We start from the raw sequence: 20,604 nt of genomic DNA, 5'->3' as shown, positions 1-20,604 counted from the left end.
CGCTGCACGCTTCGGCTGAGGTAACGGAATGGATCTTAGAGCGGCGTGACGACCTCTGGGCTATCGCCTCTGTGGTGGCGACCTGCGGGCTTACGCCGCCTGCTTCTTCGCCAGCCTCGCCTTGATGCTCGCGATGTCGGCGCGCGGCGTCGCGGCGAACAGCGTCTTGGTGTAGGCGTGCTTGGGGTCGGAAAAGACCTCGTCGCGCGGGCCGTATTCGACCGCTTCGCCGAAATACATCACCATCACGTCGTCGGCGATGTAGCGCACCACCGAGAGGTCGTGGCTGATGAAGACATAGGTGAGCTGGAACTCGTCCTGCAGGTCGGCGAGCAGGTTCAGCACCTGCGCCTGCACCGAAAGGTCGAGCGCCGAGACCGGCTCGTCCAGCACCAGCAAGCTCGGGTTCAGCATCAGCGCGCGGGCAATGGCGATGCGCTGGCGCTGGCCGCCGGAGAACATGTGCGGGTAGCGGTTGTAATGCTCCGGTCCGAGGCCGACCTTCTTCAGCATCTTCATTGCCAGGTCGCGCCGCTCTTCGGCCGGCTTGTCGGTGTTGATCAAGAGCGGCTCGCCGAGCACGTCGCCGATCTTCTGGCGCGGGTTGAGCGAGCCATAAGGATTCTGGAACACGATCTGCACCTTGCGGCGCATTTCCTTCGACAAGCCATCCCTGGCGATGTCGACCTTGTTGCCGTCGATGAAGAGTTCTCCGGAGGTGGCCGGATCGATCAGCGTGATGATGCGGGCTAGCGTGGACTTGCCGCAGCCGCTCTCGCCGACGATGGCAAGCGTCTTGCCCTTCTCGACGCTAAAGGACACGCCCTTGACCGCGTGCACGGTGCGCGCGCCGCGGAACAGGCCGCCGCCGACATGGTAGTCGCGCTTGATGTCCTTGCCTTCGACGACCTTGGTCATGCCCCGGCTCCGGTCATGTACTAGCTCCCTGGGGCGCCGGCTCGAACAGCATGTCGGAGACGGTCGGCAGCCGGTCGCCGACGGCGTTCTCCGGCAGCGCCGAGAGCAGCGCGCGGGTGTAGTTGCTCTTAGGCGATTCAAAGAGCGACAGCACGTCGGCCTCTTCCATCTTGCGGCCCTTGTACTGGACGATGACGCGGTCGGCGGTCTCGGCCACCACGCCCATATTGTGGGTGATCATGATCAGGCCCATGCCGTATTTGGCCTGCAGCGAGACCAGCAGATCGAGGATCTGCTTCTGGATGGTGACGTCGAGCGCGGTGGTCGGCTCGTCGGCGATCAGGAGCTTGGGGTTGCAGGCGATCGCCATGGCGATCATGACGCGCTGGCACTGGCCGCCCGACATCTGGTGCGGGAAGGAATTGAGCCGCTGCTCCGGTTCCGGAATGCCGACCTGCTTGAAAAGCTCGATGGCGCGCGCCCGGCGCTGGGCCTTGTCCATGCCCATGTGGAAGCGCAGCACTTCCTCGATCTGGAAGCCGACGGTGAAGCAGGGATTGAGGCTGGCGATCGGCTCCTGGAAGATCATGGCAATATCCTTGCCGATGATCTTGCGGCGATCGGTCGGGCTCATTTTCAACATATCGCGGCCGTTGAAGGTCATACGGTCGGCGGTGACGGTGGCGGTCCAAGGCAACAGGCCCATGACGGCCAGCATCGACACCGACTTGCCGGAGCCGGACTCGCCGACGATGGCGAGCACCTCGCGCTCGTCGACATGGAGCGAGACGCCGTCGACGGCGCGGAACGGGCCGGACGCGGTCTGGAATTCGACGACGAGGTTCTGGATGTCGAGCAGCGCCATCATGACCTCCTGAGCTTGGGATCGAGCGCATCGCGCAGGCCGTCGCCGACCAGGTTGATGGCAAGCACGGTGATGAGGATCGCGAGACCGGGGAAGGTCACCACCCACCAGGCGCGCAGGATGAATTCACGCGCCGAGGCAAGCATGGTTCCCCATTCCGGCGTCGGCGGCTGGGCGCCGAGGCCGAGGAAGCCGAGCGCTGCGGCTTCTAGGATGGCGTTGGAGAAGGACAGCGTGCCCTGGACGATCAGCGGCGCCAGGCAGTTGGGCAGGATGGTGGCAAGCATCAGCCTGATATGTCCGGCGCCGGCGACCTTGGCCGCCACGACATATTCGCGGCTCTTCTCGGCCATCACGGCGGCGCGCACCAGGCGGGCGAAATGCGGCTGCAGGACGAGCGCGATCGCCAGCATGGCGTTGAACAGGCCGGGGCCGAGGATGGTGACCAGCACCAGCGCCAAGAGCAGCGACGGGAAGGCCAGGATCAGGTCCATGACGCGCATGATCGCGACGTCGACCCAGCCGCGGAAATAGCCCGCCAGCAGGCCGAGCGTGATGCCGCCGGTGAGAGCCAGCGTGACCACCACCGCGCCGATCAGCAGCGAGAAGCGCGCGCCGTAAAGCAGGCGCGAGAGGATGTCGCGGCCGACCGGGTCGGTGCCGAGCAGATATTGCGTCGAGCCGCCATCCTGCCAGGCCGGAGGCCGCAGGAACGCGGTCTTGTCCTGCACGTCGGGCGCATAGGGCGCGAGCAGCGGCGCGAAGAGGGCAGCCAGCACCAACAGGATGAAGACGAACAGGCCGATGACGGCGCCGCGGTTGACCGAGAAATAGTGCCAGAAGGTCTTGAGGCCGGTGAGGCGATCCGGGCTGCCGGCGGCCATCGGGGCGATTTCGGTCTGGCTCATTTATGCCGCCCTGATGCGTGGGTTGATGACGGCGTAGAGCACATCGACGATGAGGTTCACCGCCATGACGATGAGGGCGATCAACAGCAGACCCGATTGCACGACGACATAGTCGCGCTTGAAGATGGAATCGACCATCCACTTGCCGATGCCCGGCCAGGCGAAGATGGTTTCGGTGAGGATGGCGCCGGCGAGCAGTGTGCCGACCTGCAGGCCGATGGTGGTGACGACCGGGATCAGCGCGTTGCGCAGCGCATGCACGCCGATGACGCGGCCCGCCGAAAGGCCCTTGGCGCGCGCGGTGCGGACATAGTCTTCGCCCAGCACTTCCAGCATGGCCGATCGCGTCTGGCGCGCGATCACCGCCAGCGGAATGGTGCCGAGCACGATCGCCGGCAGGACGAGATGGCTGAGCGCCGAGCGGAAGGCGTCCCATTTGCCGTAGAGCAAGGTGTCGATCGTCATGAAGCCGGTGATCGGCTTGAAGAAGAACTGCAGGCCAATGCGGCCCGAGACGGGCGTCCAGCCGAGATAGCCGGAAAAGAAGATGATGAGCAGTAGGCCCCACCAGAAGATCGGCATGGAATAGCCGACAAGCGCCGTGCCCATCAGCGACTGGTCGAACCAGGAGCCGCGTTTGACGGCGGCAAAGATGCCGGCCGGGATGCCGAGGACCATGGCGAAGATCATGGCGAAGAAGGACAGCTCCAGCGTCGCCGGGAAGAGTGTCTTGAACTCTTCGAGCACCGGACGCTTGGAGGAAATGGAGACGCCGAAATCGCCGGTGGCGACCTCACCGACATAGCGAGCGTATTGCTCCCAAATCGGCAGATTGTAGCCGAACTGTTGCTTCAGCTCTTCATAGCGGGCGGGCGCGACGCCATGCTCGCCGGCCATGGCGAGGATCGGGTCGCCGGGCAGCAGCCGCACGAACGCGAAGGCGCAGATGGTGATGCCGACAAGGGTCGGGATCAGGAGGGCGATTTTGTTGAGAAGATATCGGAGCATCTTGAATGGAATGGGGCGGCGCTAAAGTTTACGCCGCCCCGTTCGCAATCTTATTCGGCTTTGTCAACGCCGTCGAAGCGGTGAATGCCGAGCGGGTCCATCTTGTAGCCGGTGACGTTGTTGCGAACGACCGAATAGACCTGGCTGTGCGCCAGCAGGAAGGCGGGCGCTTCCTTGGCGAAGATCACCTGCGCCTGCTCATAGAGCTTGGTGCGCTCGGCCTGGTCGCTGGTCTTCTTGGCCTTCTGGATCAGGTCCTCGAAGTCCTTGTCGCACCAGCTGGAGTAGTTCGACACGCCGATGGCGGAGCAGGCGAAGAGAGTGGCGAAGAAGTTGTCCGGATCGCCATTGTCGCCGGTCCAGCCGATCTGGAAGGCGCCGGGACGGTCCTTCTTCTTGCCTTCCTCGCGATACTTCGTCCACTCGTAGTTGACGATGTTCGCCTTGACGCCGACCTTGGCCCAGTCGGCCTGAATCAGCTCAGCCGCGCGCTGGAAGTTCGGGTTGTAGGGACGAACGCGATCGGCAGCCCAGAGCTGGATTTCCTTCAGCCCGGCAGCCTCAAGCACCTTCTTGGCCTCATCCGGATTGTAGGCGTCGGTCTTCACGTCCTTGTCCCACGACCACATGGTCGGCGGGATGAGGTTCTCGGCCGGTGTGGCGCCGGCGTCCTGGAACAGCGACTTGATCAGGGCTTCCCGGTCGATCGCCTGGTTGAGCGCATGACGCACTTCCGGTTTGTCGAGCGGCGGGATCGTGGTGTTGTAGCTCATGTAGCCGATGTTCAGGCCGGCCTGATCCATCAGGGTCACGTCCTTGTTGGCCTTGATGGTGGCGATGTCGGCCGGGTTCGGATAGGGCGCGATGTCGCATTCGCCAGCCAGCACCTTCTGGATGCGGGCGGTCGCGTCAGGCGTGATGGCGAAGACGAGATCCTCGATCTTTTCCTTGCCCTTGAAGTAGTCGGGATTGGCCGCATAGCGGATGACCGAATCCAGCTGGTAGTCGACGAACTGGAACGGACCGGTGCCGATCGGCTTGGTCGAGAAGTCGGCCATCTTGCCGTCCTTCTGCAGCTGGTCGGCATATTCCTTCGACACGATCGAGGCGAAGTCCATGCCGAGATTGGCCAGCATCGGCGCGTTCGGCTCGGTCAGCGTCAGCTTGACGGTGAGGTCGTCGACCTTCTCCCACTTGGCGACGTATTTCGGCATGTCCATGCCGGTGTAATAGTCCCAGGTGAGGTTCGGCAGATACTTGTCGCCGTTCCATGGATTCTCCTTGTTGAACTGGCGATCGAAGGAGAAGACGACGTCGTCGGCGTTGAGGTCGCGCGTCGGCTTGAAATAGTCGGTGGTCTGGAACTTCACACCCGGATGCAGATGGAAAGTATAGACCAGGCCATCGTCGGAAATTTCCCACTTGTCGGCCAGACCAGGCTCGATCTCGGTGCCACCGTGCTTGAATTCGACCAGTCGCGAATAGACGGTGCGCGAAGACGCGTCGAAGTCGTTACCGCCGGTCGTCGTACCCGGATCGAAATTGGCCGGCGACGCTTCCGAGCAATAAACGAGCGTCTTAGCACTGGCCATGCCGCTGAGGACGCTTGCAGCCAGCAACGCGGCTGCAAAAGTCATTGTCTTTTTCATTGAGCACTCCCTGATGTTCTCTCAAGCCCCTCTATCAGGCTCGCGAAGGGCGCATATAAGCACCGTTTCTTCGCCTTTGGAACACCTCGTTTGCGTACCCCATGGGAAGCGGGAAAAGAATCTAGCTTTTGCTCCAAATGCAGAAAAAATTAGCAGTTTTTTCTGCTCACGACATTATTAACGATGGCGATTTTTTATTGATCGGCCGCCTTTCGAAATGGCGGCGTCAGGCATGGCTGCCTGGAATTGCCCTCCGTCCGAGCACGATGCGGAAGGCGATCGAAGCACAGCGTTTCGACGGCAAATCTTTCCCCGCATTGCCGCTGGGGCAAGGCTTGCACGGTCGCCGATAGAGGCAATACATAGACGATGGGCGGGATTTCCGGAAAATCCGCAACCGGCGAGGAGGACGCTTCGTTTGGAGGCGGGCGCCCGGATAGAAGGCGACAGGGAGAGACAGGTGGCAAAAGCAGCCAAGACGACAGCCGCGGCGAAAGCAAGGGCCAAGGCCGCCGCCGGAAGCGATGCGCCCAAGGCTATGAAGGCCGCAGCCGCGCCGAAGGCAAAGGCGGCAGCAAAGCCTGCGCCCGCCAAGTCCGCCGCGAAACCAGCCACCGGCAAACCCGCAGCGGCAAAGTCCAAGGCCGCAGCCGCGAAAGTGGACAAGCCGGCAACCGCAAAAGCGGAGGCCGCCAAGCCGACCACCGCCAGACCTGCCTCGAAAGGCCTGCCGAAAGCGATCACCGAGCTCACTGTCGGCCTGCCGGAAAAGCCATGGCTGAAAAGCTATCCGAAGAACATGCCGGCCGAGATCGGCGCCCTGCCCTACAAGTCCATCGGCGACTTCCTGGTCGGCGCCTGCAAGCAATTCGGTGGGCAGCCGGCCTTCGTGTGCATGGGCAAGTCGATGACCTACGCCGAGCTCGAGCGGCTGTCGGCCGCGTTCGGCGCCTACCTGCAGGCGAGAGGCCTGGAGAAGGGCGCGCGCGTGGCGCTGATGATGCCGAACGTGCTGCAATATCCGGTGGCGATGATGGCCGTCCTGCGCGCCGGCTACACGGTGGTGAACGTCAATCCGCTCTACACGCCGCGCGAGCTGGAGCATCAGTTGAAGGATTCCGGCGCGCAGGCGATCGTCATCCTCGAAAACTTCGCCGGCACGCTGCAGGCAGTGATCGCCAGGACGCCGGTCAAGCATGTCATCGTCGCGGCGATGGGCGACATGCTGGGCGGCCTCAAGGGCGCCATCGTCAACCTCGTCGTGCGGCGGGTGAAGAAGATGGTTCCGGCATGGTCGCTGCCCGGCCATGTCAAATTCAACGCGGTGCTCAAGACCGGCGCGACCATCGCCTTCAAGCCCCCCACGGTCTCAGGCGACGACATCGCCTTCCTGCAATATACGGGCGGCACCACCGGCGTCTCGAAGGGCGCTGTGCTGCTGCATCGCAACGTGCTTTCGAACGTCGCGCAGAATTCGCTTTGGGTGGAGGACGCCTATACGGTGAAGCCCAAGCCGGCGCATCTCAACTTCATCTGCGCGCTGCCGCTCTATCACATCTTCGCGCTGACGGTGAACGCGCTGATGGGCATGCAGCAGGGCGCGCAAAACGTGCTGATCCCCAACCCGCGCGACATTCCGGGCTTCGTCAAGGAACTGGCGAAATACCCGATGCACATCTTTCCCGGCCTCAACACGTTGTTCAACGCGCTGCTCAACAATGAGGAGTTCCGCAAGCTCGACTTCAAGCCGCTGATCCTGACGCTGGGCGGCGGCATGGCGGTGCAGAAGGGCGTCGCCGAACGCTGGAAGGCGCTGACCGGCTGCCCGGTAAGCGAAGGCTACGGTCTGTCCGAAACCTCGCCGGTGGCGACCGCCAACAAGTTCAGCTCCAGCGACTTCACCGGCACGATCGGCCTGCCGCTGCCTTCGACCGAAATCGCCATCCGCGACGACGACGGCAACAACGTGCCGCTCGGCGAAGTGGGCGAGATCTGCATCCGCGGCCCGCAGGTGATGGCCAGCTACTGGAACCGGCCCGACGAGACCGCCAAGGTGATGACCAAGGACGGCTTCTTCAAATCCGGCGACATGGGCTTCATGGACGAGCGCGGCTACACCAAGATCGTCGACCGCAAGAAGGACATGATCCTGGTCTCCGGCTTCAACGTCTATCCCAACGAACTGGAAGAGGTGGTGGCGCATCACCCGGGCGTGCTCGAAGTGGCGGCGATCGGCGTGCCGGACGAGCATTCCGGCGAAGTGCCTAAATTGTTCGTGGTGAAGAAGGACCCAGCGCTCACCGTCGAGGCGCTGATGGCCTATTGCCGCGAGAACCTGACCGGCTACAAGCGGCCGAGATTCATCGAGTTCCGCACCGAGCTGCCGAAGACGCCGGTCGGCAAGATCCTGCGGCGGGCGCTGCGGGACCAGGCTTGAGCGATCACTCCGCCGGCAAGACACGTGAGCGAGGCGAGCGGCTCGATCCGGCGGAATTCATCAAGGCGAACATGCGGCTGGCGCCGGTGCCGTCAGTGCCGGAGGTCCAGCTCCATCAGGCGCATCCCGGCAGCGGACTGCGGCGGCTGCTCGAACCGGACGACGACAGCGACGGAAACGCGACCGAGCCACAGCCACCCTATTGGGCCTATGCCTGGGCCGGTGGCGCGGTGCTGGCCCGCTATATCCTCGACCGTCCGTCGATCGTCGCCGGCAAACGGGTGCTCGACCTCGGCGCCGGCTCGGGGCTGGTCGGCATCGCGGCGGCAAAGGCCGGAGCGCGCGCGGTGATCGCGGCAGAGATAGACCGCAACGGCGCTGTGGCGCTCGGCCTCAACGCGCAAGCAAATGGCGTCGCCATCGAGATCGTCGGCAAGGACATTACCACCGGTCCGCCGCCGGCGGTCGAGCTGGTGCTGGCGGGCGACGTCTTCTACGCGCAGGACGTGGGGCAGCGGATGATGCCGTTCCTCGACCGCTGCCTCGCCGCCGGCATCGACGTGCTGGTCGGCGACCCCGGCCGCGCCTGGCTGCCCAGGCCACGGCTTTGCCTGCTCGGCGAATACCAGGTGCCGGATGTCGGCGGAAACGGCGGCAGCGAGCCCAGGCCCAGCGCCGTGTTCGCTTTCGTGGCGGAACGTGGTTAGCCCGCCGGAACGTTCACCCGCGCGGCCAGGAAATCAGGCAGGTCGGCAACCGAATCCAGAACGACGTCCGCCATCGGCGCCAGCGAGTCGCGCGTGCCGGTGCCGGAGAGAACGCCCACCGCCAGGCCGCAGCCGCCGGCGCGCGCCATTTCGAGGTCATGGCGGTTGTCGCCGACCATGGCGATCTCGCCCGGTTTTAGCCCGGTCAGGTCGCAGAAAGCGACGACCGTGTCGGGCGCCGGCTTGGAATTGGCAACGGCGTCGTAGCCGAAGGCAGCATCGAAGAGCTGCGCGATGCCCAGCGTAGCGAGCGTCCTTTCGGCGCCGCTGGTCGAATCGTTGGTGGCAACGCCCATCCGATAGGATCGTTTGTGCAGTGTCCGCAGCGAGTCGATGACGCCCGGCAGCGCGACCGCCATGGCCGACCCCTGCACCGAAGTGATCTCGTTGAAGCGGGAAACGGCGTGCATCTGGTCCTCCTCGGACAGACGCGGGAACCAGAGCTCGACGACGTCCATGTTCGAACCGGAAGCGAAGATCGAATCGGGCTTGAAGCGTTTCGTGACGAAGTCGAAGCCGGCGGCGGCAAGCAACCTATCCGCTTTCCAGCGGTCGCCCTCGGCGGCATCCATCGCCATGAAGTCGGCGACGCCGAGCCAGGTTGTGTTGAAGTCGACAAGCGTGCCGTCCTTGTCGAACAATATTCCCTTGATATCCGCCAATCCTTTTACTCCGCGCCACGCAATTGGTGGATATGTCCCACCAGTCCGGCAGTCGAGGCGTCGCGCTTTGCGGCAGTCTCCTTACCCTCCACGACAGGCAGCAGGCCGGTCGCCAATTCCTTGCCCAACTCAACACCCCATTGGTCGAAGGAATTGATGTTGAACAGCGTGCCCTCGACGAAGACGCGATGCTCGTAAAGCGCGATGACCCGACCCAGCGTGCGCGGATCGAGCTTTCTATAGAGAATGGTCAGCGAGGGGCGATTGCCCGAGAAGACGCGGTGCGGCGCAATGCGATCGACGTCGGCCGGCTTCATGCCCTTGGACAGCATCTGCGCGCGCGCCTCTTCCAGCGTTCGCCCCTTCATGAAGGCTTCCGACTGCGCCAGGCAGTTGGCGAGCAGCAGATCGTGCTGGTGCTTCAGTTCAGGCTCGTGACCGATGGCGGCGGCGAGGAACTCGACCGGGATGAAGTCGGTGCCCTGATGCAGGAGTTGGAAGAAGGCATGCTGGCCGTTGGTGCCGGGCTCGCCCCAGACAAGCGGACCGGTCGGCGTGGCGACCGCGGTGCCGTCCAGCGTGACGCTCTTGCCGTTCGATTCCATGTCGAGCTGCTGCAGATAGGCCGGCAGGCGCGACAGGCGCTGGTCGTAAGGAATGACGGCACGGGCCGGATATTTGCAGACGACGCGATGCCACCAGCCGATGAGCCCCAAAAGCACCGGCAGGTTCTTTTGCATCGGCGCGGTGCGGAAATGCTCGTCCATCTCATGCGCGCCATCGAGGAAAGCGCGGAAATTGCGCGGGCCGACGGAAATCATCACCGGCAGGCCGATGGCGCTCCAGACCGAGTAGCGGCCGCCGACCCAGTCCCAGAAGCCGAAGACGCGGTCTTGTTCGATGCCGAACTTCGCCACGAGGTCGAGGGCGGTCGAGACAGCGGCGAAATGCTTGCCGACCGCTTCCTTGCCAAGCGCCTTCTGCACCCAATCGCGCGCCGTCTGCGCATTCGTCATCGTCTCGACCGTGGTGAAGGTCTTGGAGGCGATGATGAACAAAGTCGTTTCGGGAGACAGGCCCTTCAGCGTGTCATGGATATGGGCGCCGTCGACATTGGAGACGTAATGCGCGCGCGGCCCATCATGGTAGGGCGCTAGCGCCAGCGTCACCATCGCCGGGCCGAGGTCCGAGCCGCCGATGCCAATGTTGACGATGTCGGTGATCTTCTTGCCGGTGGCGCCAGGCGCCTTGCCGGAGCGGATGGCGTCGGCAAAGGCGCCCATGGCGTCGAGCACGGCAATCACGTCGGCCTTGGTGTCCTGACCGTCGACGATCACGCTCTTGCCGGTCAGGTTGCGCAGCGCGGTGTGCAGCACGGCACGATTCTCGGTGATGTTGATCTTCTTGCCTTCGAACATCGCGGCGCGGCGTTCCGCGAGATCGGCCGCGCCCGCGAGCTTTTCCAGCATCGCCATCGTGCTTGCGTCGACGGCGCATTTCGACCAATCGAGCAGAAGATCGCCATCGGTGGCGGAGAATGTCTCGAAGCGTTTGGGATCGGCGGCGAAGGCCTCGCGCATGGTGCCCCTGGCCGCCGCGCGCTGCTCACGCAGAGCGGCGACCTGCTTGTCGAAGCTTGACTGATCCACTGGCGGGCTCCTGGCGGGTTTTTAAACCATTTTAACAGGCCGGATGTTTCCGGCGCGTGTCGGCGCGTCATTCTATCGAGCCGATTTCCATTTCGTTCAAGCGGTGGCGATGACGCACCTCGTCACGCTTTGATGAGAGGTGATATTGGACGGTGAGGAGGCGGGAATTTCGCCGCGACGATCCTGCGCATCGCGAGGCGACGATGCTGCGCATCGCGCTTGGGGTGATGCCACGACGACGCTGCGCGTCGCGCCTTAACGTGTGGCGACGACGCTCCGCGTCGCGCTTGATAGATCACTGGCATAAATCCCAGCGATCAGAAAAATTGATTGGCGCAACCCCTTATGCCACCCATACACTCCACTGGTCCAGCCAAGTGAAAACAGCTGGCCATCCGAGGAAGATTTCCCATGCCACAGCGCAATGACACGGCCATATGGTCCGGCCTGTTCCGGATTTCGGCTGAATCCGGCCAAACCCTTCAGGCGCAGATCCGCCAAGCGATCGTCGCGGCCATTCTCGACCGACAGATCGCCGCCTCGATGCCGCTGCCGTCCTGCCGCATTCTCGCGGAAAAACTTGGGGTTGCCCGCGGCACGGTGGTGCTCGCCTTCCAGCAGCTGGTCGACCAGGGCTTCCTGGTCGCGCGCGAACGGCGCGGCCATTTCGTCAATCCGGACGTGCTGGCCACTCCCGCCAAGCCGCACCAGAAGGCGCCGGACCAGCAGAACGAGATCGACTGGAAGGCGCGCCGGCAGATCGCCGCAAGCGACATGCCGCCGCCGGCCAAGCACGACAACTGGATCAAGTCCTCCTATCCGTTCGTCTACGGCCAGTTCGATCCGGCGCTGTTTCCGACCGCCGAATGGCGCGAGTGCAACCGCATGGCGCTGGCGGTGCTCGAGATCCGCAACTGGGCGTCCGACATGGTGGACCGCGACGATCCGCTGCTGATCGAGCAGATCCAGGCCAGGCTTTTGCCGCGGCGCGGCATCTTCGCCAATCCGGACGAGATCATCGTGACGCTGGGGGCGCAGAACGCGCTCTATATGTTGGCCACGCTCTTGATGACCAAGGGCTCGAAAGTGGCGATGGAAGACCCCGGCTATCCCGATGCCCGCTCGATCTTCCGGCTGGCCGGCGCCGATATCCAGCCGGTCCCGGTCGACCAGTCGGGCATCGTGACCTCGTCGATCCCCAGCGATTCCGGCTTCGTCTTCGTCACGCCCAGCCACCACTGCCCGACCATGGTGCCATTGTCGGCGGAGCGGCGGCAGGATCTTCTGGCGCGCGCCAACCGCAACAACCAGATCATCATCGAGGACGGCTATGACAGCCAACTGCTCGACGAGGCGCCGCAGCAGGCGCTGAAGAGCCTCGATCGCTCCGGCCGCGTCATCTATGTCGGCTCGATGTCGAAGACGCTGGCTCCGGGTCTCAGACTTGGCTACATCGTGGCCTCGGCCGGGCTGATCGCCGAGCTTCGCGCGCTGCGCCGCTTCATGCTCAGACACCCGCCGGCGAATAACCAGCGCGCCGTTGCGCTGTTCCTGTCGCTCGGCCATCACGAGGCGCTGGTGCGCAGGCTTTCCACCGCCTTCGACGAACGGCGCAAGCGTCTGGTCCATGCGATTTCCGCTTTTCTGCCAGAATGGCGCTCGACCGACTCGGCGGGCGGCACATCGCTCTGGCTGGAAGGGCCGCGCGGTACCGATTCACGTGGCCTGGCCGAAGCCGCCGCTTCGCGCAGCGTCATCATCGAACCCGGCGACCGGTTCTTCGACCGCAGCGAAAAGCCCTCTCGTTTCATGCGCTTGGGCATCTCCTCGATCTCGCTGCAGCATATCGAGCCGGGCATCCGCGAACTCGCCACCGCCGCCGGCCGCAGGCCCGCGGCCGCCTGACCGCCACAGACTTCCAAAAAGGGCCGGCGCTGCGCCGGCCCTTTTTGTTTGGGCGCCCTTATCGCTTTAGAAATCTGGCATATTCGACGGGATTGGCTGGCTCATAGGCTGCACCAATGCCGACGGCATAGTCGGGGCCAGAAGGGGACGAGGCAGGCCGATGGTGGACCAACCGCCGCGTCAGCTTCGCAGATTAAGACAAAAGGTGGAGTGCTTCCATGTCAGTGGCTCTCGAGAAGCAGGAAGCGTCGTCGGACCAGCGTTCGCGGCGTTCCGGCGGGCGCGAAGCGCGTCGTGCAATGCGGGCAGCGCCTTTAGCCGACGACATCCGGCCGGTGCGGGCAGGCCTCGAGGGCGGCAGCTACGGGCCATTGAGCCAGAACGATCGCGAGCGCATCCACGAAGCGGTGCTGACGCTCCTGGAGACGGTCGGCTTCGCCAACGCCATCCCATCCTGTATCGAAGCGCTGACCCGGGTCGGCGGCACCTATGGCGATGACGGCCGCATCCGGCTGCCGCGCGCGCTGGTGCTGGACACGATCAAGAAGGCCGCGCGCAACTTCACCCTCCACGGCCAGGATCCGAAGCACGACATGCTGATCCAGGGCAAACGCGTGCATTACGGCACGGCGGGCGCGGCGGTGCATCTGGTCGACGTCGAGAAGCGCGAATACCGCGAATCGCTGCTGCAGGATCTCTACGACGCCGCCCGTCTCGTCGACGGGCTCGACAACATCCATTTCTTCCAGCGCACCATGGTGCCGCGCGACATTCCCGATCCGCTCGATATGGATTTCAACACGCTCTATGCCTGCGTGATGGGGACATCCAAGCATGTCGGCACCTCGTTCACCGTGCGCGAGAACGTCAAGCCGGCGCTGGAAATGCTCTATGCGATCGCCGGCGGCGAGGAGAATTTCCGGGCGCGGCCGTTCGTGTCGAACTCGAACTGCTTCGTCGTGCCGCCGATGAAGTTCGCCGAGGACGCCTGCGGCGTGCTCGAGGCCTGCGTCGAAGGCGGCATTCCGATCCTGCTTCTGTCGGCCGGCCAAGCCGGCGCCACCGCGCCGGCGGCGATTGCCGGAGCCGTCGTGCAGGCGGTGGTGGAAGTGCTGATGGGCCTGGTCTATGTCAATGCCATCAAGCCCGGGCATCCGGCGATCTTCGGCACCTGGCCCTTCGTTTCCGACCTCCGCACCGGCGCCATGTCCGGCGGCTCGGCCGAACAGGCGGTGCTGACCGCGGCCTGCGCGCAGATGGCGCAATATTACGACCTGCCGGGTGGTTCGGCCGCCGGCATGACGGATTCGAAACTGCCCGACATCCAGTCTGGTTATGAAAAAGGCATCACCGACGTGATGGCCGGTCTTGCCGGCCTCAATCTCGTCTATGAGTCAGCCGGCATGCATGCCTCGCTGCTCGGCTTCTGCCTGGAAAGCCTGATCATCGACAACGACATGCTCGGCCATTGCCTGCGCTGCGTGCGCGGCATCGAGGTGACCGACGAGGCGCTGTCGATCGACACCATCGCCGATGTCTGCATGAAGGGTCCCGGACACTATCTCGGCAACGATCAGACGCTGAAGCTGATGCAGACCGAGTATTTCTATCCCGCCGTCGGCGACCGTTTCTCGCCCAAGGAATGGAACGAAAAGGGCCGGCCCGACATCCTGTCGCGGGCGATCGCGGAGAAGAAGCGCGTGCTTGCCGAGCGCTTCCCGCGCCACGTCTCGCGCCTGCTCGACGACAAATTGCGCGCGCGCTTCGGCGAGATGATCAAGCTGCCGCGCAACAAGATGGGCGGCTAGGACGCATTGATATTCCGGTGAGGCCGGCCTGCAAATGGCGGCTTCCTGTGCTTCCGGCCTTCGCCGGCCGAAGCACTCATGGGCGGCGGCGCGGAAGTTAAAGCTACGGCTGGCGTAGGCCGGTGCTCACGTACGTAAGTACGCTCCGCTCCGGTTCTCGAAAAACACCTTTTTCGACTCGGCCTGACCTGAATCCAGACGCATCCCACCCAGCGGTTCACTCCACACTGAGCCCAAAGCGCTCGACGACCTCGGCGTTGATCAGCTTGGCGTGCAGCGTCATCAGCACGATCTGCGCGTCGAAACTGTCGCCGGCCTCCAGCGCCGCCTCGATGCGGCGCTCGACCGCCACTGTCGGCTCGCGGCCGTTGGCCTGCTCGAACACCTGCGGCCCGGCGACGCAATAGCCGCAGAGCTGCGCCACGGATTGATAGGCGCCTGCCGGCTGCTCATCGGGCCAGCGGTCGTTCATCAGATTGACGATGGTAAGCTTCACTCCTTCCGGCACCAAGGCCGGATGCAGGTCGGCCGCGCGCAACGCGTCGTCGAGCTGGCGCAAGTCGCCGGAGCGACCGAACATGCCGAGAAAGCCGAGGGAAGAGCGCCGCCTGGCCATGATGATCCTGTGTCCTCAACCAGCTTGTACGACGCCTATCTGGATGCACCGGGCGGCTGAAACAAGGGCACAAGAAAGGGGCGGCTGCGCTTCGCAAGCCGCCCCTTGATTTCACCAAGCCGGAAATTCAGTGATTGTCGCGCGGCACGCCGCTGGTATGGGCGACGTCCTGGTACTTCACCGCCGGCTTCAGCACCATGCCGGCCGAGAACTGGTCGACCATGCCACGCTGGATCTCCTGCCAGGGCGTCTGGTGCTTGGGATAGTGATAGCCGCCGTTGGCCTGCAGCGCGGCGCGCCGCTTGGCGATCTCGTCGTCGCTGACGAGGATATTGGCCGTGCCCTTCTTCAGGTCGATGCGGACGCGGTCGCCGCTCTTGAGAAGCGCCAGCCCGCCGCCGATCGCGGCTTCAGGCGAGGCGTTCAGGATCGACGGAGAGCCCGACGTGCCGGACTGCCGGCCGTCACCGATGCAGGCAAGGGCGTGGATGCCCTTCTTGATGAGGTAGGCCGGCGGCTGCATGTTGACCACCTCGGCGCCGCCCGGATAGCCGACCGGACCGGCGCCGCGCATGAACAGGATGGTGTGCTCGTCGATGCCCTGCGCCGGATCGTCGATGCGGGCGTGATAGTCCTCCGGCCCGTCGAAGACCATGGCGTTGCCCTCGAAGGCTTCAGGGTCGTTCGGGTTAGACAGATAGCGCTCGCGGAATTCCGGCGAGATGCCGCTCATCTTCATGATCGCCGAATCGAACAGATTGCCCTTGAAGTTGATGAAGCCGGCATTGGCCTTCAACGGCTTGTCGACGCTGCGGATAACGTCGGAATTCTCGTTGACGGCGCTGCTGCAATTGTCGCCGATGGTCTTGCCGTTGGCGGTCATGGCATCGGGATGCGGCAGGCGCCCGGCCTTCATCAGCTCGGCCACCACCGCCGGCACGCCGCCGGCATGGTGATAGTCCTCGCCGAGATACTCGCCCGTCGGCTGCAGGTTGACCAGGAGCGGGATGTCGAGGCCGATCTTCTGCCAGTCGTCATTGTCGAGCGGCACGCCGAGATGGCGTGCGATGGCGTTGAGGTGGATCGGCGCGTTGGTAGAGCCGCCGATGGCCGAGTTGACGACGATGGCGTTCTCGAAGGCCTCGCGCGTCATGATGTCGGAGGGCTTCAGGTCCTCATGCACCATGTCGACGATGCGCTTGCCGGTCTCGTAGGCGATCTGGCCGCGCTCGCGATAGGGCGCGGGAATGGCAGCGGAGCCCGGCAGTTGCATGCCGAGCGCCTCGGCCAGCGAATTCATGGTGGTGGCGGTGCCCATGGTGTTGCAATAGCCGGTCGACGGCGCCGAGGAGGCTACGATGTCCATGAACTCGTCATAGTCGATCTCGCCGGCTGATAGCCTTTGGCGCGATTCCCAGACGATCGTGCCGGAGCCGGTGCGCTTGCCCTTGTGCCAGCCGTTGAGCATCGGGCCGACCGACAGCGCGATCGCCGGTATGTTGACGGTCGCTGCAGCCATAAGAAGCGCAGGCGTGGTCTTGTCGCAGCCGATGGTGAGCACGACGCCATCAAGCGGATAGCCGTAGAGCACCTCGACGAGGCTGAGATAGGCGAGGTTGCGGTCGAGCGCGGCGGTGGGGCGCTTGCCGGTCTCCTGGATCGGATGGCACGGGAACTCGAACGGGATGCCGCCCATCGAGACGATGCCTTCGCGCACGCGCTTGGCAAGCTCGATGTGATGCCGGTTGCAGGGCGAAAGGTCGGAACCGGTCTGCGCGATACCGATCAGCGGCTTGCCCGACATCAGCTCGGCGCGCGTCAGGCCGTAATTGAGGTAACGCTCGAGATAGAGCGCCGTCATGCCTGGATTGTCGGGATTGTCGAACCACTCCTGCGAGCGAAATTTCTTCTTCCTGGTGGGGGCGCCTGCCATGGTGGTCTCCGTATTTGTATGACAAATCGATAGGACAATGCGTCCATGCAGGCAAGAGGCAGGCGCTGCCGGGACCCGGACTTTGGTGCGATAGACTTGTTTCGGGCCGCGCGCTACGACCGACCAGCATCAGCAATCCGGGAGGTCTTGATGGCTTTGGTGATCGAAGGCGAGGAGCGGATCGCCGCACCCATCGGGAAAGTGTGGGAAGCCCTCAACGACCCGGAAATCCTGAAAGTGGCGATTCCCGGTTGCCAGAGTCTGGAAAAGACCTCGAACACCGAGATGGCGGCGACCGTGGTGCTGAAGATCGGCCCGATCAAGGCGACCTTCAACGGCGAAGTCACGCTGAAGAACCTCAAGCCGCCGCATTCCTATACCATCCAGGGCGAAGGCAAGGGCGGCATCGCCGGCTTCGCCAAGGGCGGCGCCGACGTGACGCTGACCGCCGACGGGGCGGACTCGACAGTGCTCAAATACGCAGCCAAGGCCGAGGTCGGAGGCAAGATCGCGCAGCTCGGCAGCCGGCTGATCGAGTCAACATCGAAGAAGCTTGCGGGACAGTTCTTCTCGACGTTCGGCGAGAAGGTCGGCGCCTGACCCTCCCCTCAAGGGAAAGGGGGTTATTCGAACACGATGCTCGGCACGGCGGCCTCGGCAGCGCCGCGCTCCTCCTGGACCCTTTCCCAGACCTTTAATGCGATATCGCGATAGATCTTCGCCTCTGCGCCGTCCGGCTTGGAGGCGACGACCGGGGTGCCGGCGTCCGAGCTTTCGCGAATGCCCATTTCCAGCGGCACCTCGCCGAGGAAGGTGACGCCGAGGCGCTCAGCCTCGCGGCGCGCGCCGCCATGGCCGAAAATGTCGTAGCGCTTGCCCGTGTCCGGGGCGAGGAAATAGCTCATGTTCTCGACGATGCCGAGCAGCGGCACGTCGACCTTCTTGAACATGTTGAGGCCCTTGCGGGCGTCGATCAGGGCGAGGTCCTGCGGCGTCGAGACGATGACGGCGCCGGCGAGCGGCACCTGCTGTGCCATGGTCAGCTGGGCGTCGCCGGTGCCGGGCGGCATGTCGACCACCAGCACGTCGAGCGGGCCCCACTCGACCTCGCGCAGCATTTGCGTCAGCGCCGACATCACCATCGGGCCGCGCCAGATCATCGGCGTCTCCTCATCGACGAGGAAGCCCATCGACATCACCTTGAGGCCGTAATTCTGCATCGGCTTCAGCACCTTGCCGTCGACGGTCTGCGGCCGGCCGTGGATGTTGAGCAGCCTAGGCATCGACGGGCCGTAAATGTCGGCATCGAGCACGCCGACCTTCAGCCCGTTGGCGGCAAGGCCGAGCGCCAGATTGACCGCGGTGGTCGATTTGCCGACGCCACCCTTGCCGGAGGCGACCGCGATGATGGCGTCGATGCCGGGCACGCCGCGCCTGCCGTGGCTCTGCGATGCGGGCGCGTGCAGCGCGGGTCGCTGCGGCGCTGGCGGCGGAGCGGCGGGCCGTGGAGCAGCCGGGCGTGGCGGAACGGGCGCTTCCATGCCGCCGCCCTTCTTCTCCGCCGTCAGCGCGACGACGGCGCTGGCGACGCCGGGGATGGCCTTCACCGCGCGTTCGGCGGCGGCGCGCAGCGGCTCCAGCTCCTGGGCGCGGGCGGCGGAAACGGTGATCGAGAAGAAGACCTTCGAATCGGCGATGAATATTTCCGAGACCATGCCGAGATCGACGATGTTGCCAGCGAAGTCCGGCCCATTCACCGTCTTCAGGCGCTCGACGACGGATTCCTTGGTAACGGTCATGATCTTTCCTCGGAGCTTTGGCGTTCCAGATAGTGCAGTTTCCCGGCAGAACCAAGCCGTGGCGCAATGGCTCGCCCGGCGTGCCCCGGAAAGCGACGGATGGTGTCGGATTTGCCACCGGGGTCGAGGTCCGGGCCTCGGCCATGGTCAAACGAACTATCCGCGCTATCTCGATTGCCATCACGATAATCTGTGAAGGAGACCGTCATGCTCCAAAACAGCAATGCGACAGCCAATCTCGCAGTGAAGGACCTGGAAAGGGCCAAGGCTTTCTATGAAGGAACGCTAGGCCTCAGCCAAGTGGACGACATGGGCGGCGAACTGATCGTCTACAAAAGCGGCGACACGCTCATCAACGTCTATCATTCGCAGTTCGCCGGCACCAACAAGGCGACAGCGGTGACATGGACGGTCGGCGACCAGATCGAGCCGATCGTCAAGTCGCTTAAATCGAAAGGCGTCAGCTTCGAGCACTATGAGATGCCGGGCCTGACGCTTGAAGGCGACATCCATGTCGGCGACGGCATGAAGGTCGCCTGGTTCAAGGACCCCGACGGCAATATCCTCAACCTGGTTGGATAAAAGCGCCGGGGTTGTCGGCCGACGTCAAGATTGTGCCCGATCGCAACAGCCTATCTGGCGCAGGCTTTCGGCGCTCGATAGTTTGCGTCGATGATCGACAAACTGGAATTCTTCATCGCTTTGGCCAAGGAGGAGCATTTCGGCCGGGCCGCGGAGGTGTGTGGCGTCACGCAGCCGACGCTGTCGGCCGGCATCAAGCAGCTCGAGGGGCAACTCGGCGTCATGCTGGTGCTGCGCGGCTCCCGCTTCCAGGGCCTGACGCCGGAAGGCAAGCAGGTGCTGGGCTGGGCGCGCCGCATCGTCGGCGACTCGCGCACCATGCGCGAGGAGATGCGGGCGGCGCGCCACGGTCTGTCCGGGCGCATCCGGATCGCGGCGATCCCGACGGCGCTGGCCATGGTGGCGCGGCTGACGACGCCATTCCGCGAAAAGCATCCGGGCGTCACCTTTTCGGTGCTGTCGCGCACATCCATCGAAGTGCTGTCGCTGCTCGGTAATTTCGATGTCGATGCCGGCATCACCTATCTCGACAACGAGCCGCTCGGGCGCGTCACCAGCGTGCCGCTCTATGACGAGCGCTACCAGCTGATCACGGCGGTCGGGAACCCCTATTCCGACCGCGACAAAGTGTCGTGGGCCGAGATCAGCCAGCTGCCGCTCTGCCTGCTGACGCCGGACATGCAGAACCGGCGCATCATCGACCAGCACCTGGCGGAAGCCGGCGTGCAGGTGCGGCCGACGCTGGAATCCAATTCGATGATCGTTCTCTTCTCGCATATCCGTACAGGCAAATGGTCATCGATCATGCCGCTCAACCTTGCGGAAACGTTCGGCTTTTCCGAGCCCATCCGGGCCATCCCCATCGTCGAGCCGGATGCCAGCCACACGGTCGGGCTGGTGGCGGCGCCGCGCGAGCCGCACACGCCGCTGGTGCAGGCGCTGCTGGACGAGGCGATGGCGCTGGCGGACGATTTCCGCCGCCACCGCTAGGCTAGACAATGCGAGCTGCCTGATTTTGATAGAAAATTTCTATCGAGCGACGGGAGCGCTTTATTGATTTCGGAGGTTTCCTCTGATTTCGTAAGGACTTAGCGATAT

The 20,604-nt window shown here is 64.0% G+C and carries 18 protein-coding genes; 8 read left to right on the top strand and 10 right to left on the bottom strand.

Annotation, left to right across the window (positions count from 1 at the left end; all coding sequences use genetic code 11):
- Positions 1-90 precede the first annotated feature (90 nt).
- Genes FJW07_RS01645 through FJW07_RS01625 form a run of 5 tightly spaced genes read right to left on the bottom strand, consistent with a single transcriptional unit; the run spans position 91 to position 5,348 of the window.
- Positions 91-918: a dipeptide ABC transporter ATP-binding protein gene (locus tag FJW07_RS01645; RefSeq protein WP_140854018.1), complete on the bottom strand. Its 828-nt coding sequence runs from the start codon at positions 916-918 to the stop codon at positions 91-93.
- Between the two features lie 13 nt (positions 919-931).
- A complete protein-coding gene (locus FJW07_RS01640) occupies positions 932-1,783 on the bottom strand; it encodes an ABC transporter ATP-binding protein (protein ID WP_140854016.1) in 852 nt (283 codons plus the stop codon).
- Positions 1,783-2,691, bottom strand: coding sequence for an ABC transporter permease subunit (locus FJW07_RS01635; protein ID WP_140647090.1), 909 nt, complete (start codon positions 2,689-2,691; stop codon positions 1,783-1,785). Before FJW07_RS01635 ends, FJW07_RS01640 begins: the two co-directional genes overlap by 1 nt.
- A complete protein-coding gene (locus tag FJW07_RS01630) occupies positions 2,692-3,699 on the bottom strand; it encodes an ABC transporter permease subunit (protein ID WP_140702611.1) in 1,008 nt (335 codons plus the stop codon).
- A 50-nt stretch (positions 3,700-3,749) separates the two neighbouring features.
- Positions 3,750-5,348: an ABC transporter substrate-binding protein gene (locus FJW07_RS01625; RefSeq protein WP_140854014.1), complete on the bottom strand. Its 1,599-nt coding sequence runs from the start codon at positions 5,346-5,348 to the stop codon at positions 3,750-3,752.
- 128 nt (positions 5,349-5,476) lie between these two features.
- Between FJW07_RS01625 and FJW07_RS01620 the strand changes: the two genes are divergently transcribed.
- The 3 genes from FJW07_RS01620 to FJW07_RS01610 all read left to right on the top strand — a co-directional run bounded on the left by FJW07_RS01620 (position 5,477) and on the right by FJW07_RS01610 (position 8,492).
- Positions 5,477-5,701: a hypothetical protein gene (locus FJW07_RS01620; RefSeq protein WP_140854012.1), complete on the top strand. Its 225-nt coding sequence runs from the start codon at positions 5,477-5,479 to the stop codon at positions 5,699-5,701.
- A gap of 107 nt (positions 5,702-5,808) precedes the next feature.
- Positions 5,809-7,785 (top strand): long-chain fatty acid--CoA ligase, encoded by a 1,977-nt coding sequence (locus FJW07_RS01615; RefSeq protein ID WP_140854010.1) that lies wholly within the window; start codon positions 5,809-5,811, stop codon positions 7,783-7,785.
- A 71-nt stretch (positions 7,786-7,856) separates the two neighbouring features.
- The gene (locus FJW07_RS01610; RefSeq protein ID WP_140782605.1) at positions 7,857-8,492 is read left to right on the top strand and encodes a 50S ribosomal protein L11 methyltransferase; all 636 of its coding nucleotides are present in this window, start codon (positions 7,857-7,859) and stop codon (positions 8,490-8,492) included.
- Here the strand turns inward: FJW07_RS01610 and FJW07_RS01605 are convergent.
- Complete coding sequence (locus tag FJW07_RS01605) at positions 8,489-9,214, bottom strand: HAD family hydrolase (protein ID WP_140647086.1); 726 nt, start codon at positions 9,212-9,214, stop codon at positions 8,489-8,491. The two genes, FJW07_RS01610 and FJW07_RS01605, sit on opposite strands and share 4 nt — an antisense overlap.
- Before the next feature lie 5 nt (positions 9,215-9,219).
- Positions 9,220-10,863 (bottom strand): glucose-6-phosphate isomerase, encoded by a 1,644-nt coding sequence (pgi, locus tag FJW07_RS01600; protein WP_140854008.1) that lies wholly within the window; start codon positions 10,861-10,863, stop codon positions 9,220-9,222.
- Positions 10,864-11,274: 411 nt separating this feature from the next.
- On the opposite strand from pgi, the gene FJW07_RS01595 reads away from it, so the two are divergent.
- A complete protein-coding gene (locus tag FJW07_RS01595) occupies positions 11,275-12,768 on the top strand; it encodes a PLP-dependent aminotransferase family protein (RefSeq protein ID WP_140647084.1) in 1,494 nt (497 codons plus the stop codon).
- 218 nt (positions 12,769-12,986) lie between these two features.
- Positions 12,987-14,576 (top strand): trimethylamine methyltransferase family protein, encoded by a 1,590-nt coding sequence (locus FJW07_RS01590; RefSeq protein WP_140854007.1) that lies wholly within the window; start codon positions 12,987-12,989, stop codon positions 14,574-14,576.
- Positions 14,577-14,793: 217 nt separating this feature from the next.
- Here FJW07_RS01590 and FJW07_RS01585 read toward each other — a convergent pair whose 3' ends face one another.
- Together FJW07_RS01585 and FJW07_RS01580 are read right to left on the bottom strand one after the other, a co-directional pair.
- Positions 14,794-15,192 carry a hypothetical protein gene (locus tag FJW07_RS01585; RefSeq protein WP_140854005.1) on the bottom strand — a complete coding sequence of 133 codons (399 nt, stop codon included), beginning with the start codon at positions 15,190-15,192 and terminating at the stop codon, positions 14,794-14,796.
- A 127-nt stretch (positions 15,193-15,319) separates the two neighbouring features.
- Positions 15,320-17,125, bottom strand: coding sequence for an IlvD/Edd family dehydratase (locus tag FJW07_RS01580; RefSeq protein WP_140854003.1), 1,806 nt, complete (start codon positions 17,123-17,125; stop codon positions 15,320-15,322).
- A gap of 150 nt (positions 17,126-17,275) precedes the next feature.
- On the opposite strand from FJW07_RS01580, the gene FJW07_RS01575 reads away from it, so the two are divergent.
- The gene (locus FJW07_RS01575; protein WP_140658335.1) at positions 17,276-17,725 is read left to right on the top strand and encodes a carbon monoxide dehydrogenase subunit G; all 450 of its coding nucleotides are present in this window, start codon (positions 17,276-17,278) and stop codon (positions 17,723-17,725) included.
- A 23-nt stretch (positions 17,726-17,748) separates the two neighbouring features.
- On the opposite strand, the gene FJW07_RS01570 is transcribed toward FJW07_RS01575, so the two are convergent.
- The gene (locus FJW07_RS01570) at positions 17,749-18,924 is read right to left on the bottom strand and encodes an Mrp/NBP35 family ATP-binding protein (protein ID WP_140854001.1); all 1,176 of its coding nucleotides are present in this window, start codon (positions 18,922-18,924) and stop codon (positions 17,749-17,751) included.
- Between the two features lie 207 nt (positions 18,925-19,131).
- On the opposite strand from FJW07_RS01570, the gene FJW07_RS01565 reads away from it, so the two are divergent.
- Positions 19,132-19,506 (top strand): VOC family protein, encoded by a 375-nt coding sequence (locus FJW07_RS01565; RefSeq protein WP_140647078.1) that lies wholly within the window; start codon positions 19,132-19,134, stop codon positions 19,504-19,506.
- A gap of 90 nt (positions 19,507-19,596) precedes the next feature.
- The gene (locus FJW07_RS01560; protein WP_140647077.1) at positions 19,597-20,496 is read left to right on the top strand and encodes a LysR family transcriptional regulator; all 900 of its coding nucleotides are present in this window, start codon (positions 19,597-19,599) and stop codon (positions 20,494-20,496) included.
- Positions 20,497-20,604: the final 108 nt, after the last annotated feature.

The organism is Mesorhizobium sp. B3-1-9 (assembly GCF_006439595.1).
Taxonomy (GTDB): domain Bacteria; phylum Pseudomonadota; class Alphaproteobacteria; order Rhizobiales; family Rhizobiaceae; genus Mesorhizobium.
The sequence above is the reverse complement of the archived record's forward strand: the minus strand, read 5'-3'. Positions and strand labels throughout refer to the sequence as shown.

Excerpts from the sequence above, each read along its gene's own strand:
- FJW07_RS01645 (WP_140854018.1), bottom strand. The coding sequence starts at position 918 with ATGACCAAGGTCGTCGAAGGCAAGGACATCAAGCGCGACTACCATGTC.
- FJW07_RS01640 (WP_140854016.1), bottom strand. The coding sequence starts at position 1,783 with ATGGCGCTGCTCGACATCCAGAACCTCGTCGTCGAATTCCAGACCGCG.
- FJW07_RS01635 (WP_140647090.1), bottom strand. The coding sequence starts at position 2,691 with ATGAGCCAGACCGAAATCGCCCCGATGGCCGCCGGCAGCCCGGATCGC.
- FJW07_RS01630 (WP_140702611.1), bottom strand. The coding sequence starts at position 3,699 with ATGCTCCGATATCTTCTCAACAAAATCGCCCTCCTGATCCCGACCCTT.
- FJW07_RS01625 (WP_140854014.1), bottom strand. The coding sequence starts at position 5,348 with ATGAAAAAGACAATGACTTTTGCAGCCGCGTTGCTGGCTGCAAGCGTC.
- FJW07_RS01610 (WP_140782605.1), top strand. The coding sequence starts at position 7,857 with ATGCGGCTGGCGCCGGTGCCGTCAGTGCCGGAGGTCCAGCTCCATCAG.
- FJW07_RS01595 (WP_140647084.1), top strand. The coding sequence starts at position 11,275 with ATGCCACAGCGCAATGACACGGCCATATGGTCCGGCCTGTTCCGGATT.
- FJW07_RS01590 (WP_140854007.1), top strand. The coding sequence starts at position 12,987 with ATGTCAGTGGCTCTCGAGAAGCAGGAAGCGTCGTCGGACCAGCGTTCG.
- FJW07_RS01585 (WP_140854005.1), bottom strand. The coding sequence starts at position 15,192 with ATGGCCAGGCGGCGCTCTTCCCTCGGCTTTCTCGGCATGTTCGGTCGC.
- FJW07_RS01580 (WP_140854003.1), bottom strand. The coding sequence starts at position 17,125 with ATGGCAGGCGCCCCCACCAGGAAGAAGAAATTTCGCTCGCAGGAGTGG.
- FJW07_RS01575 (WP_140658335.1), top strand. The coding sequence starts at position 17,276 with ATGGCTTTGGTGATCGAAGGCGAGGAGCGGATCGCCGCACCCATCGGG.
- FJW07_RS01570 (WP_140854001.1), bottom strand. The coding sequence starts at position 18,924 with ATGACCGTTACCAAGGAATCCGTCGTCGAGCGCCTGAAGACGGTGAAT.
- FJW07_RS01565 (WP_140647078.1), top strand. The coding sequence starts at position 19,132 with ATGCTCCAAAACAGCAATGCGACAGCCAATCTCGCAGTGAAGGACCTG.
- FJW07_RS01560 (WP_140647077.1), top strand. The coding sequence starts at position 19,597 with ATGATCGACAAACTGGAATTCTTCATCGCTTTGGCCAAGGAGGAGCAT.